Annotated in this window: 15 protein-coding genes and 1 riboswitch; of the genes, 12 read left to right on the forward strand and 3 right to left on the reverse strand. The window is 33.2% G+C overall.

Annotation, left to right across the window (positions count from 1 at the left end):
- From CXF67_RS18435 to CXF67_RS18560, 6 genes are all read left to right on the forward strand, one after another.
- Positions 1-245 (forward strand): hypothetical protein (locus CXF67_RS18435; RefSeq protein ID WP_219621009.1); only part of this gene is annotated, 245 nt, incomplete at its 5' end.
- Between the two features lie 60 nt (positions 246-305).
- Positions 306-515, forward strand: a complete 210-nt coding sequence (locus CXF67_RS01935; protein WP_102087212.1) for a hypothetical protein — start codon at positions 306-308, stop codon at positions 513-515.
- A gap of 269 nt (positions 516-784) precedes the next feature.
- A complete protein-coding gene (locus tag CXF67_RS01940) occupies positions 785-1,558 on the forward strand; it encodes a DUF6090 family protein (protein WP_102087213.1) in 774 nt (257 codons plus the stop codon).
- Positions 1,559-2,421: 863 nt separating this feature from the next.
- Entirely contained in the window at positions 2,422-3,288 is an 867-nt protein-coding gene (locus CXF67_RS01950) for a hypothetical protein (RefSeq protein WP_102087214.1), read from the forward strand.
- Positions 3,278-7,354, forward strand: coding sequence for a T9SS type A sorting domain-containing protein (locus CXF67_RS01955; protein WP_102087215.1), 4,077 nt, complete (start codon positions 3,278-3,280; stop codon positions 7,352-7,354). Before CXF67_RS01950 ends, CXF67_RS01955 begins: the two co-directional genes overlap by 11 nt.
- A gap of 790 nt (positions 7,355-8,144) precedes the next feature.
- Entirely contained in the window at positions 8,145-8,276 is a 132-nt protein-coding gene (locus tag CXF67_RS18560) for a hypothetical protein (protein WP_257984549.1), read from the forward strand.
- Between the two features lie 555 nt (positions 8,277-8,831).
- Here the strand turns inward: CXF67_RS18560 and typA are convergent.
- The gene (typA, locus tag CXF67_RS01960; protein WP_102087216.1) at positions 8,832-10,604 is read right to left on the reverse strand and encodes a translational GTPase TypA; all 1,773 of its coding nucleotides are present in this window, start codon (positions 10,602-10,604) and stop codon (positions 8,832-8,834) included.
- A gap of 686 nt (positions 10,605-11,290) precedes the next feature.
- Between typA and CXF67_RS18565 the strand changes: the two genes are divergently transcribed.
- Positions 11,291-11,704 carry a SirB2 family protein gene (locus tag CXF67_RS18565; protein WP_257984550.1) on the forward strand — a complete coding sequence of 138 codons (414 nt, stop codon included), beginning with the start codon at positions 11,291-11,293 and terminating at the stop codon, positions 11,702-11,704.
- 673 nt (positions 11,705-12,377) lie between these two features.
- Here the strand turns inward: CXF67_RS18565 and thiC are convergent.
- Positions 12,378-14,237 carry a phosphomethylpyrimidine synthase ThiC gene (gene thiC, locus CXF67_RS01970; RefSeq protein WP_102087217.1) on the reverse strand — a complete coding sequence of 620 codons (1,860 nt, stop codon included), beginning with the start codon at positions 14,235-14,237 and terminating at the stop codon, positions 12,378-12,380.
- 48 nt (positions 14,238-14,285) lie between these two features.
- Entirely contained in the window at positions 14,286-14,576 is a 291-nt protein-coding gene (locus CXF67_RS01975; protein ID WP_257984551.1) for a hypothetical protein, read from the reverse strand.
- Positions 14,538-14,632, reverse strand: a riboswitch (TPP riboswitch). It overlaps the preceding gene by 39 nt.
- 604 nt (positions 14,633-15,236) lie before the next feature.
- On the opposite strand from CXF67_RS01975, the gene CXF67_RS01980 reads away from it, so the two are divergent.
- From CXF67_RS01980 to CXF67_RS02000, 5 genes are all read left to right on the forward strand, one after another.
- Positions 15,237-15,650 carry a carboxypeptidase-like regulatory domain-containing protein gene (locus CXF67_RS01980; protein WP_257984552.1) on the forward strand — a complete coding sequence of 138 codons (414 nt, stop codon included), beginning with the start codon at positions 15,237-15,239 and terminating at the stop codon, positions 15,648-15,650.
- A 98-nt stretch (positions 15,651-15,748) separates the two neighbouring features.
- The gene (locus CXF67_RS01985; protein ID WP_257984553.1) at positions 15,749-16,045 is read left to right on the forward strand and encodes a hypothetical protein; all 297 of its coding nucleotides are present in this window, start codon (positions 15,749-15,751) and stop codon (positions 16,043-16,045) included.
- 364 nt (positions 16,046-16,409) lie between these two features.
- Positions 16,410-17,150 (forward strand): hypothetical protein, encoded by a 741-nt coding sequence (locus CXF67_RS01990; RefSeq protein WP_102087219.1) that lies wholly within the window; start codon positions 16,410-16,412, stop codon positions 17,148-17,150.
- 72 nt (positions 17,151-17,222) lie between these two features.
- On the forward strand, positions 17,223-18,269 hold the full coding sequence (locus CXF67_RS01995; RefSeq protein ID WP_102087220.1) for a sensor histidine kinase: 1,047 nt from the start codon (positions 17,223-17,225) through the stop codon (positions 18,267-18,269).
- Positions 18,262-19,026, forward strand: coding sequence for a LytR/AlgR family response regulator transcription factor (locus CXF67_RS02000; RefSeq protein WP_102087221.1), 765 nt, complete (start codon positions 18,262-18,264; stop codon positions 19,024-19,026). Before CXF67_RS01995 ends, CXF67_RS02000 begins: the two co-directional genes overlap by 8 nt.
- Positions 19,027-19,527 lie beyond the last annotated feature (501 nt).

Here is a 19,527-nt window from a genome sequence, read left to right on the forward strand (position 1 = left end):
AGGAAATAGAAAACATTAATGCCCGAGTAATATATTTAGATACTTGCATCACTACTTCAAATCGATATTTTAAGACCGTAGCAAGATCTAATTTAGCTCCTAAAAAAGTAGTAAAAGAGCTTTCTAAAGTTGTTCTAAGTTTTCGCATTTTAGCTTTTAATACCAATACGATTCAAACATTAGAATCAACAGGAGACATGAAATTAATGCCCACACAAATTCGTAATTCACTCATAGAGCTTTAACGAAAGCAGGAACGAATTTTTAGAGTTGCGAAAGGGAATTATGAAATCTTTTTGAATGCTATGGTAAAAGAATCACAATTAGGTTTTAATAGAATACTTAATAAAAAAACATCACTAGGTGTTGAAAATAATATTCCAGAAATTATTTTAACGATTGAAGGAGGACTTCGTCTAAAAAATTATACAGATAAGCTGGTGAAGGATTATCTCTTGGAAATGTTAACTAGTACAAACAAAATAAAAGAACTGATTGCTCTAGATTTACAATAAGATTAATAAAAAAGTACAAATAACGATGAAAAAAAAGTTTTTTTTGGATAAAATTGTTGCTCGTAAATTCATCAACGAGGTGCCAACTAAAAGTTTTATACTTTCAAAGACACACAAACCTTATGATAAGGGCAGCCTTTGTTATAACGAACCAATAAAATAATAATCAAATTCGTTAGATGATCGAAACTTAATTTTATAAAACGACATCAAATATCTAGTTGGTATTTACCTAAAATAGCCGATTCGGAAATAATAGCAAGAAAAATATGATTAAATTCTTTAGAAAAATACGATACGACCTTATAGAAAAGAACAAAACGGCACAGTACTTAAAATATGCTATTGGAGAAATTATACTTGTAGTCATCGGAATCTTATTAGCCATAAGTATCAGTGCTTGGAATATAGAGCGAAACCTAGGAAAAAGTAATGAGGTTTATCTCATAAAACTACTTGAGGAATTGAATTCAAATATTAATAGATTAGACTTTTTAGTTCTTCCAAATAATGAACAAATAGGCTTAGATAGTGTAGTGAAAAATTGCCTGTACATTATACCTCGCTTTTCGAAAGGTTTAGAAAAATCAGATTATGAGTTCTTATTAAATAATGATATGTATTTAGGTTCATCACAATTAAATCTCAATGATGCCACTTATGAAGAGCTTCTAAATACTGGAAAATTATATTCATTTGGTTCTGATAGCTTAATCAAAGCAGTAAAAGATTATTACAAACGTTACGAGCGTGAAAAATATTATAACGAAATGTGGAAGAATGTCGGGATTAAAGGGCTTGATTTATATCAACGAGCAATGATTAAGCTAATTAATGACCATAAATTCAGTCCAGAAACATTTAGTTTGCATAATTATCCTTGGGTTTTTGACAAGAATTCTAAAAATTACATTGATTTACAACGGGGTGTTGAAAAATTTCGCATTAATCAAAGCCTCGATTTAAATAAATGCATCGAATTAAAAGAAGACACCAATAAGTTAATAGAAATAATTGAAAAAGAACTTAAAGAAAAGTATTAGGAATAATAACTGAACTAATAGGTAAAGAAAGATCAACTTTAGATTTTCTTTGCATACCAACTCTATAAGGTAATCAACATTTGAATACTTCTGTTAACTAATTTAAACAGATTAATGAAATTATACGAGTTTAATCTTTTGGACACAAGCAATCAAATGGGATTTAGCCAATAGTGACATACCACCATATCTTTAAGACTACCTATCTATACGACAGTTACTCGCCAATAAATAGAGACTCTTTTGTTTGGGAAATAAACGGTGTAAGCACTGACCTATTTCAAGTCTATCTGCGAGAGTTTTCAACACATAATCCAAGGGAATATAAAATTATAGTGATTGATGATGCAGGATTTCATTCCACAAAAAATATATTGGTATCACAAAATATAGTTCTGCTAAGAAAACCCCCATACAATCCTTAACTAAACCCGTACGAACAAGTCTGGCAATACATTAAAAATTGATTTAAAATCAAAGATTCGAGTCGATGAAAAGTTTAAAAGAGTGGCTAAGCGAAATGGTCTGCGAAATTAAACCTGAAACCATTACATCTATAACAGGAAATCATCATTTTCTAAAGGCTTTTAATAACTAAATTGGTATTATAAATGGTTTTTGCTATTGATTTAAAAACTGTCGAATACTTGTGTTTGCCTCAAAATTCTCTTAGTTACACCCCTTCAACTCTACAATCAATCCTATTTAAAGAAGAAATATCGATACCTTTATTTAAACTCTTTAAAATGGAGTTAACCTAGGACATAACTTTATTTACGATTAGTTAATAAACTGACAACTTTGTAATAATCTAAAGATAAATGGATGCAAATACATTTACCTAACTTATTATTTCTTGTTTTATGTTTAGGTATCTTATAAACTTTTCAGCATTTTTAATATTCTTTGGTAGAGGGTATCAATTTTTCTTTTTTGGAGCTCCTTACAGAGCTATATTTTGGGACGAAAGTCTTTTGTCACCTGTTGTAGAAGGGCTATTTAATTATTCTTGGCAAGAATATGCGACCAACTTAAAGGTCAATACATTCATAGAAAACCTCACCATTTTAAGTAGTGTAGTCTTTATAGTTTGTGCTTTACTTTGCCTTTTTTGGCATCAAATAAGACTTTACATTTTAAAAAAGACAATTCTTGGGACTGGTATTTTCTTGTTGTTTTTTATGGGAATCTGTATGGTTAAATCAAAAAACTACGACATCCTTCAATTATTTGAACTGAGCATCCAACTGATCGTTCCATTAGTTATATTTTTCAATGCCTCTTTAAAGAACATGGATGTATCAAAACTTTCTAAATGGCTTAAAATAGCAGTAGCATTAACTTTTATTCCGCATGGTCTTTTTGCCATGGGACTCTTCTACGTCCCTGGACATTTTATAGACATGACCATAAAAATTTTAGGAGTTAATGAAGCTCAGGCAACTCAACTCTTGTTTTTAGTAGGTGTCTTTGATATTATTGTTTCCATATTTATATTCATTCCCAAGTTAGCCAGACCAACGCTTGTATACGTAATGATCTGGGGATTTTTAACCGCAGCAGCGAGGCTTGTATCTGGATTTAATCCAGATTTTTTTTGGTCGTCGTTACACAACAGCACATACCTCACCCTTTATAGATTGCCACATGCTTTAGTGCCTTTAATTATTTATTTACTTCTACCTAAAACTCACACTCTAACTTTTAAATTACTTACTAATGAAAACTAAATTACTTTTCTTTTTTGTATTTTGTTTGATGACATTTTCTGTTGTTGCAAACAATGACAAGTACCGACTTATTCTAGTAGATGATCCAGCAACTACGATCACCGTAGCATGGAATCAAATATCAGGTTTAAATCCAACTGTTTATTATGATATTATTGATCATGGGACCAACACATCTGCATATACCTTTTCTCAAACGGAGGACAGAGCAATAGTGTATAGGGGTATGGATAACAGGTTTGTACGTCTTATTGATCTAAGTCCAGACACTAAGTATTACTTTGTAATTTCTGATAGTCGAGGAGTAAGTCAACGTTACTGGTTTAAAACTTCGACGGATGATAGTAGTCCTTTGTCTTTTATAGCTGGTGGAGATTCCAGAAATAACAGAACACCTAGACAAAATGCAAATAAGCTAGTCAGTAAGCTAAAACCGAATGCCGTTCTGTTCGGTGGTGATATGACCGATGATGATACTGACCAAGAGTGGCAAGACTGGTTTGATGACTGGCAACTTACTACAGCAACGGATGGTAGAATGTTTCCAATCGTTCCTGCAAGAGGGAATCATGAAAACCCAATAGTTATTTATAACCTGTTTGACACTCCAACTACAGAGTCTTATTACGCGCTCACTTTTGGAAATGATTTGCTAAGAACCTACACCTTAAATTCTGAAATTTCAGTTTTAGGAAATCAACTGACCTGGTTAGAGAATGATCTCACGAACTCCACGGGACATACTTGGAAGATGGCTCAATACCATAAACCTATGAGACCTCATACAGCAGGTAAATCTGAGGGGAATAATGAATATGGCGCTTGGGCGCAGTTATTTTTTGATGAAGAAGTGAGACTAGTAGTAGATTGTGATTCTCACATGGCAAAAACCACCTGGCCTATTAAACCTTCCTCAAGTTCAGGAAACGATGAAGGTTTTGTGATAGATCAACTCAATGGAACGGTTTATACAGGAGAAGGTTGCTGGGGAGCTCCTTTAAGACCTAATAACGATGACAAAAGCTGGACCAGAAGCTCAGGCTCTTTTAATCAATTCAAATTAATATTTGTTTACCCAGATGAAATTAAACTAAGAACCATTATTGTAAATAATGCAGACCTCGTAGGAGAGGTTGCTAATAATGATCCTTTTACGCTGCCATCAAATTTAGATGTATTTACACCACCTACTGGTGCTGTGGTTATCATATCTAATAGTCTAGATAATAATTGCAATGTAGTAGGTACAGCTTGTGATGATAATGACCCTTTAACTATCATTGATGAAGAAGATGGCTTTTGTAATTGTGAAGGAGTACGAGCAGAAGATTTAGTTCAAGAAACAATTTTAGTGGCTAATTCTAGTGACGACGCTGAAGAGGATCTAGTATCCGGCAGTGTAAATACCTCTCATGCAGAATTAGAATTCATTTATGATAGCACAGATCAAATTGTAGGAGTTAGATTCGAAAATATTCAAATACCGAGCGGCTCAACTATTCATCGGGCCTATATTCAATTTGAAACGGGGAGCACAGCAGCGGGTCAAGATCCCACCAATTTAATGATTCATGGAGAACTTACAGGAACAAGTGCCTCCTTTTCAACTCAACTTAATGATATTTCTTCCAGAACCTTGACACAAAACTCTGTGTCGTGGAGTGAGATAGATACCTGGAATATCATAGATGAAGCAGGGATTAATCAAAGAACACCCTATTTGAATACAATCGTAAACGAAATAATTAACCAGACCATCTGGACCTCAGGAAACGCTGTGTCTTTTATATTTTCTGGACAAGGTAAAAGAGTTGCAAAGTCGTTTGACTCGGAACAACCACCTGTATTAAAATTATTTTATCAAGAGCCATGTCCAGAAGCAGGAACTGCCTGTGATGACTTAGACCCGTTGACGGTTTTAGATGTAGAAGATGGCAATTGTAATTGTATAGGTTTACAGGAGTCAGGAAATCTCACTTTTCAAGTTACTGAGTCAACAGATGATGCTGAGGAATCAGAAACAGAAGGTGTGATGTACACTACAAGCTCTGATTTGGAATTGGTTTTTGACGCTTTTGCGGGTCAAAACAACCAAACTATTGGCATACGATTCGGTAGCGTAGGCTTGCCGGAAAATGCTTCTGTTCTAGATGCACGAATACAATTTACCACGGATGAAACAGGAAGTGACCCTACTAATTTGCTTATTAAAGGCGAATTGTCTTCGAGCAGTACTACTTTTTCAGAAAGTGTGCTATTTGATATCACTGGAAGGCCACAGACATTTACCGCTGTGCAATGGCAAAATATTCCTTCTTGGAATACCGTAGGAGATGCTACAGATGACCAAAAAACACCGAACTTAAGAACTATCGTTCAAGAAATAATCGAGCAGAGTACTTGGTCTATTTTTAATCCTATGACCTTTATTATGCAAGGTGAGGGAAAACGAACAGCCGAATCTTATGATGGTAGCTCAGATGCTGCACCCCAACTTATCATTACCTACACCCTCAACAATACGTGTCCAGAGGAAGGGACGCCATGCGATGACGATGATGAAACTACTGTAAATGACGAAGAAGATGGCTTTTGTAACTGCATAGGTCTCTCTACCCTAGACCTTATTGAAAATGATATTGTTGTAAACACGAGTAGCGATGACGCAGAAGAAGTGCTTTCAACTGGAGTGCTAGATATTACTAGTAGCGATTTAGAACTCATTTGGGATGGTGAAGATCAAGTGGTAGGTGTAAGATATAATAACGTGAACTTACCCGACGATGCTTTTTTGTACCGCGCATATATTCAATTTCAAACAGACGAAGACGACTCTGATCAAGACCCAACTAATTTAATTATCAACGGTGAGCTTGCTGATGATAGCAGTACATTTATAGATAGTAATTCTAATATATCCTTAAGAGCCTTAACCAGCAGTCAGGTAGATTGGAATACTATTTCATTATGGGATCTTGTCGGGGAAGAAGGTATCAACCAAAGAACTCCATATCTAACAAATATGATCAACGAGATAAGAGCTCAAAACGGTTGGAGTTCCGGAAATGCAATGACATTCATTTTTTCTGGTAGCGGAAAACGCGTGGCAGAGTCTAAGGATGGTAATGCAGTAGGGCCTGTTCTAAAGTTATTTTACAGATTCTCAGATCCTTGCCCTGCATTTGGAACAACTTGCGATGATGGTGATGCAAGCACTCTTTTTGATATAGAAGATGGCAACTGTAATTGTGCTGGAATACCAGAAACAGGGACATTAATCTATGGCGTGATAAACAGTGCAAATGATGCCGAGGAAGAAGTGAGCAACGGCGTTATATCTTTAACCAGTACGGATCTAGAATTAACCTTTGAAAGTGGCTCCGTAGAGCAATTAGTAGGACTGAGATTTACCGATATTCAATTACCTGCAAATGCGACCATAACAAGCGCTTATATTCAATTTACAGTAGATGATGATAATGATGGAACTACTAATCTGAATATTGCAGCTGAGGCTAACGCTAACTCATTAGAGTTTACAGACACAGATTTTGATATATCAAGTAGAACACTTTTAAATAATACAGTACAATGGAGTGATATTCCTGCTTGGGTTAATGAGGGTGATGCTACCTTAGACCAGAGAACGCCCGATTTAAAAACATTAGTTGAAGGTGTTTTACAGGAATCTAATTGGCAATTATTAAATCCAATTGCATTTGTTTTTTCTGGAACAGGAGAAAGAGAAGCAGATTCCTTTGAGGGAAATAATGCGCCACAACTCATCATAAATTATGATTTAGGAACGCTTTCTACCGAACGATTTGAAAGCATTAAAATTATTGTTTATCCAAATCCAGCTCATCATTTAGTACATATTGAGTCTAAAATTAATATAGAGCATATCACCATTTACAATATGCTAGGAAAGGTCGTGCTCAACCATAAAGCGATAGATACAACCGAAACCCTAGATATTTCTAATTTAAGCAATGGTATGTATTTTATTAGAATAAAGCAGGTAGACAACGATCAAGAACAATCTTATAAATTGATTATTGATTAATTTTCCTTGAAGTATTTATTTTTTTTAAACTCCCAAGCACTAGTGTTTGGGAGTTTTTTTTGCTGCCCTCTTGATTTCAAGTCATAAGAACAACTTTTAGATTGGGTTAGTAAAGATGCATTTAAAACAAGAAAGAGGAATATGTTCCTCTTTCTTGTTTTGATGTAAAGGTTATTTTTAAAACGTCAAATCGCTAAAAAAGAAGTTGCGATGAATCACCTTACCAAAAAATAAAGATATACAATATATGCAAGGGGCAAAAAAGGCTATAGTCAGAGAGCTATTGCAGTAGACAAAGAGAAGCCAGTAATTAGTCGAGAGCTAAAGCGTAATAAGGATCATAGAAGCGGTGAATATAGCTACGAATTAGCTGTGAAGAAGTGTCGTGAGAGACATAAGACAAAACTTAAACAGATTTGTTTTACAAATGAAATAAAAACAGCTTCATAAAGATTTTTAAAGTTAGATTATAGTCCCCAACAAGTAGTAGGGATATTAAAGAAACACCAAGAACCTAGTCTAAGTGTTGAAAGCTTTATCACTATATCTGGAATGATAAAAAACATAAAGGACCCTGTATAAACATTTAAAACATTAAGGCAAGCTTTATCTTAAAAGAGGCGTAGCAAAGGATTCTAGGGATATTATAAAAAAGGGTCAGTGTAAAAAACGACCAAGTAAAGTGGAGCTCAGAGATTGCTTTAGAGATCTTGAGGGAGATTTAATAATAAGTAAAAATCACAATTAAGCTATTCTAACAATTAATAACAGAAGATCTGGAATGCTTAAAATGAAAAAAGTGTCTTCTAAAGAGTCAAAAGGGGTAGGGTTAGCAATCATAGATTTATTAGAGGATTGGAAATCTTATTTGAAAACTATTACAGTAGATAATGAAAAGAGTTTGCAGACGACCTTGCGGTAGTGCAAGAGCTTACTATTGATTATTATTTTAAGACCTTATCACTCCTGTGAATGGGGTTTAAACGAAAACCTAAACGGACTGATAAGACAATATTTACCTAAAAAAACAAACTTTACAAAAATCACTGATGACTAAGCAAAGCAGATACAAGACAAACTAAATTTAAGACCTAAAAAAAGGGTCAATTATGAAACTCCTGTAGTTGTAATGGATCAAAAACTATTTAACTCAGAAGTTGCATGTATGACTCGAATCCAGCGTATATCGAATAGAGTAGACAAGTAAGAGCTACAAAATTTGGGTTTTTTTGCTATTTTTGTTTCTAAACTGGAATTAAAAGCATTTTTATATATAAACAGTACCCAAAATTAAAAAGCCATATTTTCAGTAGAAACGATATAACAGAAAATTGCATGAGTAAAATGATGGAGTAATTATATACTTCCAGTAAGCTTAGGATTTAAAACTTATTGTCAGACTAAATACTTTAAAATATAAAATAAAAAAGCTCAAGAAACAAATCTTGAGCTTTTTTACTATTTATATTTTTGAAAATTATCCTTTAAAGACAATTTTACGCATTCTTAAACTTTTTGGAGTTACTTCTAAGTACTCATCAGTCTTAATATATTCCATATTTTCCTCCAAAGAGAAATCTACTTTCGGTGCAATTTTCATAGCTTCATCTGTACCAGATTTACGCATGTTTGTCAATTGCTTTCCTTTAATTAAGTTTACAGCCATCTCATCAGATTTACTGTTTTCGCCAATGACTTGACCGATATAAATCTCTTGATTTACATCAATAAAGAAACGACCTCTATCTTGCAAACGGTTTAATGCATATCCTGTTGCTTTACCAGCTGCAGAAGAGATGATAGCTCCTTTTACTTCCTCAGTAAAATCTCCTTTATAGGGAGCATATTCACTAAATCTGTGGTTAATAATTGCAGAACCAGCTGTTGCTGTTAAAATTCTATTTCTTAGACCGATCAAACCTCTTGAAGGAATTGAAAATTCTAAGTGTTGTAAATCCCCTTTAGGTTCCATGATTAACATGTCTCCTTTTCTAAGGGATACTAAATTAATAGCTCTTGAAGCCATTTCTTCAGGAACATCAATAGACAATGTTTCCATTGGCTCGTGTTTCTTACCGTCAATCATTTTAATAATTACTTGTGGTCTTCCCACTTGTAATTCGTATCCTTCTCTACGCATTGTTTCAATTAAAACAGACAAGTGTAAAACTCCACGTCCAAAAACGTTAAATTTATCTTCACTATCAGTGGTTTCAACTTTTAATGCTAAGTTTTTTTCTAATTCTTTGAATAGACGATCACGAATATGACGCGAAGTAACAAATTTTCCTTCTTTACCGAAGAAAGGAGAATTGTTAATTGTAAACAACATACTCATTGTTGGTTGGTCTATTTCTGTTCTTGGCAATGCTTCTGGATTTTCTAGATCTGCAATGGTATCCCCAATTTCAAATCCATCAAGACCCGTAATTGCACAAATATCTCCACAGGGTACTTTTTCCACTTGTATTTTACCCAAACCTTCGAATACGTGTAATTCTTTAATTCTAACTTTTTTAGTAACACCACCAGCTTTACATAACGTGTAATCTTTACCCGCTTCTAAATCTCCACGGAATACCCGTCCGATAGCAATTCTACCTGTAAAAGAAGAAAAATCTAAAGAAGTAATTTGCATTTGTGGTGTTCCTTCATTGTATTTAGTTGCTGGAATAGATTCTAAAACGGCATCTAACAAAGGAATGATGTTATCCGTTTCATTTCTCCAATCTGTACTCATCCAATTATTCTTTGCAGAACCGTAAATGGTTGCATAATCCAATTGTTCTTCCGTTGCATCTAATGCAAACATTAAATCAAAAACTTTTTCGTGAACGATATCCGGAGTACAGTTTTCTTTGTCTACTTTATTGACAACAACAATGGGAGTTAAACCTAAGTCTAAGGCTTTACCTAATACAAAACGAGTTTGTGGCATTGGCCCTTCAAATGCATCTACTAATAATAAAACACCATCAGCCATTTTTAATACACGCTCTACTTCTCCACCGAAATCGGCGTGACCAGGTGTATCAATGACATTGATTTTTGTTCCTTTATACATTACAGAAACGTTCTTAGAAAGAATGGTTATTCCTCTTTCACGTTCTAAGTCATTATTATCTAGCAATAAATCTTTACGCTCTTTACGATCGTCTAAAATTTTTGCTTGATCTATAATTTTGTCTACTAAGGTTGTTTTTCCATGATCGACATGGGCTATGATAGCGATATTTCTAATTTGATGCATGCGAATTTCTTAAATTTGGTGCAAAAATACTTTTTTCTAAGCAATTTTACAAATTCTAAGTGTTTATTTTTCACTATTATAGCTTGACATCTTATTATTTCTATTTTAATTGCTATTATTACATTGAATTGTTGTACTAATTTTAAAATTTAATACCCTGTACTACAATTGCTCTTTTTAAATCCTTGTAAGAGATCTATAGAAAACAACCCCCTTTTAAGTTTAATACTGCAGTTGGAAAGTTGTTTTCCATTAAAATACCAATCGCTTGCGCATTGCGAAGTCCAGACTTATATATACTACTACTACTACCTTGTCACTATAGACTTTGGATATTCGCACAGATAAAGCCACAAGTGGTATGAGTTGTCATCAATATTAAGTTCATCTCTTTCCCAAGCGTCTCAAACATCTAATAAATTATATTTTTCTTTATCGGTGAAAAGTGCTTTAGAAAAAACGATTAAAATTTTAATATTATTTCACTCAGGATTTGGGGGAATTATCCTATTGGCTGGATGTGTTTCAATGATTGCGGAAAAAGGATTTCTAGTCCATAAAAATCTGGACTCCTATTTTATTACTCTATGCTAATTTTGGCAATTATCGCAATGTCAGTTGAATTTTAACCAAACCACGAAGGCCCTTTTTTAGTCGCAGTCGGAGTTTTTAGTTTGTATTTTATTTTGATTTGGAAAAGAACTCTAAATTTTAAAATAGAAAAAACGGATTTAAGAGAAGATAAATGGATTTTAGGACTTATGATTTTAACTGGAATATCAATGATTCTATTACCGATTCTAATAACAAAAAGTTTACATATCATTCTGGTTGTCTTTGCGATCACTGGAATACTATTTTCTATTAGAGATTTAATGTTGTTCAAAAAACCTAAACGATTAAGAAATGGATGGTTAAAATTACATTTAAGCCAAATGATTGGAGGATACATTTGTACCACAACGGCATTTGTTGTTGTGAACGAATATTTCCCTAGCTTTTATGGCTGGTTTATACAGGGTATAATTGGAGGATCTATAATAGGGAATTGGATGAGAAAGTTAAATAGAAAAACAGTCTGGAACATCAATAAAAGATAAATTTCGAATATCAAAAAGAAGAAATAGGCCTTTAAGAACAGAAATGAATATTCCATTTCTCTATAAAATATAATCAATCTCATAAAGACTTATAGTTTAAACTCCTCTTAAAAAGCAAAATCAAAATGAAAGCGCTGATAACTGTAAGGAGAAAAATGCTTGGTCTTATTTTTGTAAAAGATAGAAACCGAAATTCTTATGAAAATAATTATCATAAAGAAGGGTACACCACACGAATGTGGAAGTACCCTTACTGGCTAGCTTATAGCTGCCTTAAAACATGTATTAAGATTAAATATACTTCAATAAATTGAAATATCACTTGATTAATAAAACATAATTTTATTGGGAGATCATTATTTTAGTGGTAATACCAATCTAAACCTATGGTGTCGTAATAAAAAGCCTGCACTGAACTAAATTCGGTACAGGCTTTTTAAATTGGTTTTTATCAAAACCAATTCCCCGATAAAGGCTATGCTAATTATTTCAACTTTAATCCAGCACAAAATCTGAGCTGCGTCGTTGTATAATTAAATTTATTTATACGTCATTATAAATTTAACTATGCATGAGTTAGGGATTGTATTGGCATCCTTTTGCCTTTTTGGCAAAAGATAAAAAGGAAAGCCCGACCACGCTCTTTTTAAAGCGTGGGAACTTCCTATAAATCTTACAAATACACTTCAGATCCTTTTTCTTTAAACTCTTCCGACTTAGCTTTCATGCCTTTGACGATGACTTCATTGTCTACAATGTCGTTTTCTGCGGCAAAGTCCCGCACTTCCTGAGAGATTTTCATAGAACAGAACTTCGGACCACACATAGAGCAGAAATGCGCCACTTTTGCGCCATCTGCAGGTAAAGTTTCATCGTGGTATTCTAAGGCGCGCTCTGGGTCTAATCCTAAATTAAACTGATCTTCCCAACGGAACTCAAAACGCGCAATACTTAAGGCATTGTCTCTATGTTGCGCTCCAGGATGTCCTTTTGCCAAATCAGCAGCATGTGCCGCTATTTTGTAAGTGATGACTCCGACTCGAACATCTTCTTTATTTGGCAAGCCTAAATGCTCTTTTGGTGTTACATAACACAACATTGCGCAACCAAACCAACCAATCATCGCGGCTCCAATGCCCGAAGTAATATGGTCGTACCCGGGAGCAATGTCTGTCGTTAAAGGTCCTAATGTATAAAAAGGAGCCTCATCACAAAGCTCTATTTGCTTTTCCATATTTTCTTTAATCATGTGCATTGGCACGTGCCCTGGACCTTCAATAAAACACTGAACTTCGTGTTTTCTGGATATTTTTGTCAGTTCTCCTAAAGTTTCTAACTCTGCAAATTGAGCTTCATCATTAGCGTCTGCAATAGATCCTGGTCGTAAACCGTCTCCCAAAGAAAGGGAAACATCATAGGTTTTTAGAATTTCACAAATATCTTCAAAATGAGTATATAAAAAACTCTCTTTGTGATGTGCCAAACACCATTTTGCCATGATTGAGCCCCCACGAGAAACAATACCGGTCACACGCTTGGCTGTCATTGGAACATACCGTAGTAAAACGCCTGCATGAATTGTAAAATAGTCAACGCCTTGTTCAGCTTGTTCTATCAGCGTATCTCTAAAAACTTCCCAGGTTAAATCTTCCGCGACTCCGTTTACTTTTTCTAAAGCTTGATAAATTGGCACGGTGCCAACGGGTACAGGAGAGTTACGTACAATCCACTCTCTAGTTTCATGAATGTTTTCTCCTGTGGATAAATCCATTATATTATCTGCTCCCCAACGACAGGCCCAAACCGCTTTTTCTACTTCTTCTTCAATAGAGGAAGTCACAGCAGAGTTACCGATATTGGCATTTATTTTTACCAAGAAATTTCTACCTAAAATCATTGGTTCTGCCTCTGGATGGTTGATGTTTGATGGAATTACAGCACGTCCTCTGGCGACTTCTGACCGCACAAATTCCGGTGTAATTCGATCTGGAATGGAAGCGCCAAAATGTTCTCCTTTGTGTTGCTTTCGGATCTCAGTCATTTCATCTATACGTTGATTTTCGCGAATAGCGATGTATTCCATTTCAGGTGTGATAATTCCTTTTTTAGCGTAGTGCAACTGCGTTACATTTTCTCCTTTTTTTGCACGCAAGGGTTTTTTTAATAACGAGAAACGCATGTGGTCCAAGCTTTTGTCATTCAACCGCTGGTTGCAATATTCGGAAGTAAACCCTTCTAATCGCTCTACATTATTTCTATCTAAAATCCATTGTTCACGAATTCTGTCAATGCCGATGTGCACATCTATTTTTTTATCTGGATCTGTATATGGTCCTGAAGTATCATAAACAGTTATTGGCTGATTTGGTGTTTTCTTTTTTGTCCTCGAATCTTTGGTGTCACTCAATAAGATCTCACGCATGGCCACACTGATCTGTGGGTGAATTTTTCCTGATACATATACTTTTTTTGAATTTGGAAATGCTTGTCTTGTAATCCCATTTTTACTTGGTGCAGTGTCTTTCTTTTTCATTTTATCTTAGATCAATTAAATAGTTTACAAGGTTTAAGGACTAATTGGTTAACCTCCTGATGTGGGTATACCAATTAGCATTTCATCACTATTTTGAAGTACTCTAAAAGACCAATCTATTTTCTTAAAAACAGGGCTACTTGCAGCGATGGCTATCCAATTCGTATTTATAATTATAGGACGAACTTGGGGAATTGCCTTTAAGATTTCTGAAAAATGATGAGTTTCTTGGTTTACTTTTATAGTGATTATATTTAAAAAATAATACTGTAAACCTGAGAGAAGTAGTTTCTGAATAACTAAATCTAAGTAACTTTTTCCTACGTTGGTATTAACCAAATCAGGTTCTAAGGATTTTTCTCAAACTAACTTAATAGCTACTCCTAAAATTTACAAACTAAATGTACGCGATAATTTATAATTAAAAGGATAAATATCTTAAAATTATTTCAAATCATTTCTGAAGATACAGTGTGAAACAGTGGGGGAGAGGGGAAGCATTTTCATGACCAATGGGAGTAAGCCGCTATAAGAAACCAAAAATAGTGTCAAAGAGGGGATAGGCCTGTATTCTCAAAACAGTAAAAACAGGCAATAAGACTTTTAAGATTATGTTTTAATAGTGAATGAAATTCAAAAAGGATTTTAAATTAATTCGGATTATAATAAGATGAAAAAAAATTAGGAGACCTGAATATAAAATTGCGCACAGCAGAGAGGGCGTTCTATTCTTTAGGAAAGTTTGTTGCTATTTATAAGCACTAACAAATATTTTTGATTTGGCTTTTAAGAATGAATAAATTAAAATTGAGGTACATTATTTTGGCCCAGTTTAAAATTAAAGACTTATCGTTTTTACCGCTCTAACTGCCTTATGTTATAAGACGTCAGTAATTTAACAACCAATTGCTAAATCGTAACAAATTCTAAATTATTTTGTCTTATTACAAACTATTATAAAAAATGAAATAGTACGCTAAATCACTGCTTTCTGCATGCTTGTTTTTTGTTTCAACTTCTTATTCTCAACTAAAGGGAAAATGTGTAGATGAATTTGGAAATGGGATAGCATATGTAAACATCTCAATAAAAGGGACCTCTATTGGAACAGTGGGTACTGTGAAAGGACTATTTTCTTTTAAAAACTCATTATTAAAAGAGAATTATTCTTTAATTTTTTCACATTTAAATTTTGAAAAAAAAATAATCAAAAATCAATTAGAACTAAATTCTATCCAACTCATCTCTAAAGTTGAGAGTTTAAAGGAAGTTATTGATTCTAATGAAAAAAAAATTAAAGAAAAAATTACTGGATCTAAAACTAAAACAAAAATGATTCTAGTTAATTTCCTTTCCAAAAGCTTAGGCACAGGAATTGGTAAAAAAATTGAGATGAAAAAAATAAAAATATGACGTGAAAAATATTCAATTTAACATAGCTGAACTTGGATATAAATCTGCAACTTTTAGACTCAATTTTTACACTATTAAAAATGATCATATAGATTTTATTGAAAATAAATGAAGTTGATAATCTTGTTGAAATCACTAAAATGGGATTGGTTAAAGTTGATGTTTCAGATCAATATTTATCTTTTGAAAATGACTTTATAGTATCAATAGAATGTATTCATCTAGAAAATGATATAAATATTGAAGAAGAAAATAAACAAATTAGATTTTCTTCCAAATTATTCAGTGGTCCTTTTATCTGGAGAAATAATGTTGATGTTGAATGGAATGATAGAAGAGCAAAATATAATGTAGGAATTGGAATACATTTAAAAGTGGAAGAATATTCTAAATAAAAACGACTAGCAACACGCTGTATAATTGACTACTCTGGACATTGATGATCTGGAAAATTTCCTAGGAATTTTCTTTGGTAAGTATTTGTTTACTCATTCAGTTGCTTAACTAGGTGACTAATCTTTAAGCAAACACATAACAATTAATCTCATGCCCGTGTTTAAAATTCAGTTCCTCGAAATTTCATTAACCATGTGGTGAAATTTTACACTTAATGATTTAAGTAAATTTTTAGAAAACCACTCAACATATTTATTCCTTACTTCAACTCATTTTTTCCTGCACTCCTTATATAGTTCTTGTCGAGTTGTGATTATAGTTCTACCATTGTCTCAAATAATTAAATAATTAAAAATAGAGATCATGAAAAAATTAAATCGGGAACTAGTAATTCTAAGAACATTTACAGTCAGCACAGTAGCTATTATGGCAGTAATATTATTGTTTGCTTTTAAAACAAATGAAAATCAAAAATTTGGAACTATTGATGTAGAGCGCATCAATATTGTAGAAGCTGACGGTACTGTTAAAATGATAATTACCAATGTAGAACAGTTTCCAAATGGAGAAACTAAAATCAATAATATGGCTACAAATAAAAACAGAAAAAAGCGATCAGGAATGTTATATTTTAATGAAGATGGTCTTGAATGTGGCGGTTTAATATATGACGGCACCAAAAATGAAAAAGGACACAGTTCTGGACTTTCATTAACATATGATCGATATGACGGCGACCAGGTGATGCAACTCTTAACAACTGATGAAGAAAGAGGAGATGAAAGAAGGGTGTCGAGTGCTTTAATGTTTAGCGACCGTACTGCAAATGTTTCTCGGGAAGAACATGATAAGATAATGGCAGAAATAGATAGTATTAAAGACAAAAAATTAAGAAGAAAAAAATATAGAGAATATTCAGATCAAGGACTTATAGGGGGGACGCCAAGGATAATGCTGGGAAAAACTGGAAGTCAAAATAATGGGTTATTTCTATTTGGAGATAACGGAAAAACAAAAGCTATGTTTTATGTTGATAAAAGCAATAACGTAAAACTAGAAGTTTATGATGATCAAGGTAACGTCACCAACTCATGGCCAGAATAATTTTATAGGACTCTAAAACTTCCTTGAAACATAACAGCTCTGTTTCAAGGAAGTTTCTTAATTTTCATTCCAATGAAAAAGCTTTTAAACTACTTACAGATTAATACATACTTTATTCTATTTGTTTTTCTCATGAACTATGCAATTGTTGTTCGTGGAAGACTTACAGCTGGTCGAAACCTTGACATGCTTTTTTTACCGGACGGACCAATCGCACAATTTTTAACAGCTTTTATTATATTTATTTTTATAAAAGTTACCCTCAACTATATGCGTAAGAAGGATGTGCAAAAAGTCAATAGCCTTAAAGACTATTTAAAGTACTTTGGCATCACATTCATAGGATACATTTGTGCATCAAATATCATAGGGTTTATAATCGCAACGGTATTTGATACTGTGTCCAGAAATTTTAATTACCAAACCTTAATCTCCAACAATATCAGCGGTGGTATTCAATTCATATTATTCGGCAGCCTATATTTAGCCTACTTGTATTCAAAGGAAAATGCTGCCTATAGAGTTGAGATGAATGACTATGAGAAAGCACTGGCATCGAGTAAAATTCAGCAGCTCAAGGCACAGTTAAACCCGCACTTTCTGTTTAATAATCTCAATACACTAGATCAACTTATTGAAGAAGACAAAGATAAAGCAAGTCATTTTCTACATCATTTTTCAGAGCTATACCGTTATTCTTTAATCACATCAGAAAAAAAACTAGTATCCTTAAAGGAAGAGATTCAGTTTACAAAAAGTTATTTTAAACTAATGGAAGAAAAATATTTGGGTTATTATTCCTTAGAAATCAATCCAGAAAATATAGAGTCAGAGGCATTAGTTCCTCCCTTTTGTTTACAGGTATTAGTAGAAAATGCTATAGAACACAATTTAGGATTAATAGAAAACCCTGTGCATATTCATATTTCCATTAGTGAAAATATTCAGGTCACTAATAATAAGATGACAAAGCAGCATAAAAAAGCAACTGGTGGCAGAGCACTTAAAAATCTGTCTACCCAATTTGCTTTATTAGGAAGTACTGACATCGCCATTGAAGACAATGACACTCATTTTAAAGTGACTTTGCCATTTATAAATCAGAATGAAGATGTATAAAGTTCTTATAATTGAAGATGAAGCTCCTGCTAGGAAAAAACTTAAAAGATATATTAAGCAGGCTTGTAGTTCCTATGAAATTGTAGCTGAATTAGAAACTGTTGCAGAGGCAAAGTCTTTTTTAACGCAAACGCATCATATTGACCTTATTTTTTCTGACATAGAATTAAGAGATGGGAACGTTTTCGAAGTGTATAATGAGGTGTCCATAAATTGCCCAATTATTTTTGCCACGGCCTATAATGAGTTTTTAATGAACGCATTTGAAGCTAATGGCATAGACTATCTTTTAAAGCCATATTCGGTTGAACGATTTTCGAACGCTTGGGATAAATTTATCCGGTTAAAAGGGAGTTCATCAGTAAACTATAGTGAATTAATAGGCACCATACATCATTTATTAAAAGGCAGTCAAGATTACAAAGACCAGTTCGCCATAAAAACACACAAGGAAATCTACTTTCTAAAAGTGGAAGATATTGTTTGTTTTCAAGCAGACAACGGAATCATTTTTGCGTTTGATAAAAGGAACAAGCGGCATATAATGCCTCAAACAGTTTTTAAAGACATAGAACTTTTTTTAGATCCTAAAAAGTTTTTTAGAATTAATCGCAGCGAAAGTGTGCAGCGTAAATTTATTGACAAGATAGAAAGGTATACTAAAAACACCGTGTCCATATATTTAAACTCTAAGAGTAAAATAGTAAGGACAAGTCAAAATAACACTGGAGAATTCAATACTTGGTTAGGCATATAGTTGAAATAAGTAAGATCTCCTTTTTTAAAGCCTAAAACCTTGCTCAACAAAGAACTGAGGTAAAAAAAACACTTTTCTACTTTAATTTGGTATTATTCTAGACTTAGAGACTCCCATTTGTGATTCTTGTTATTTATTTTTCAAGTATTTTTAATAGAGTGTACTCTACTAGTTTGGTTTGAGAGGTAGATTAATTACCTCCGAGATTTCACCGTTTATTAAAGCATGTTTTTAATGTTAATATTTTAAATAATGAAAATTTACTAAATTTATATTATTGCTTACCTATGGACAACACAACATGTTTTGTTACCTATACGTTAGCTGTAAATTAAATCCCTCTTTTAATGGAAAGAAAATACCTTATAATTATTTGCTCATTATTCTTAACTAGTATTTTCTCTTGTGGAGAATTATCTTCAAAAAAAACTTTAGAAAATAATAAAGTACATATTGATTCCCTTTCAACAATTAATGATAGATTAATTTCAGGTAAAAATA

It is taken from the genome of Psychroflexus sp. MES1-P1E (assembly GCF_002836055.1).
In the GTDB taxonomy this organism is placed as follows: domain Bacteria; phylum Bacteroidota; class Bacteroidia; order Flavobacteriales; family Flavobacteriaceae; genus Psychroflexus.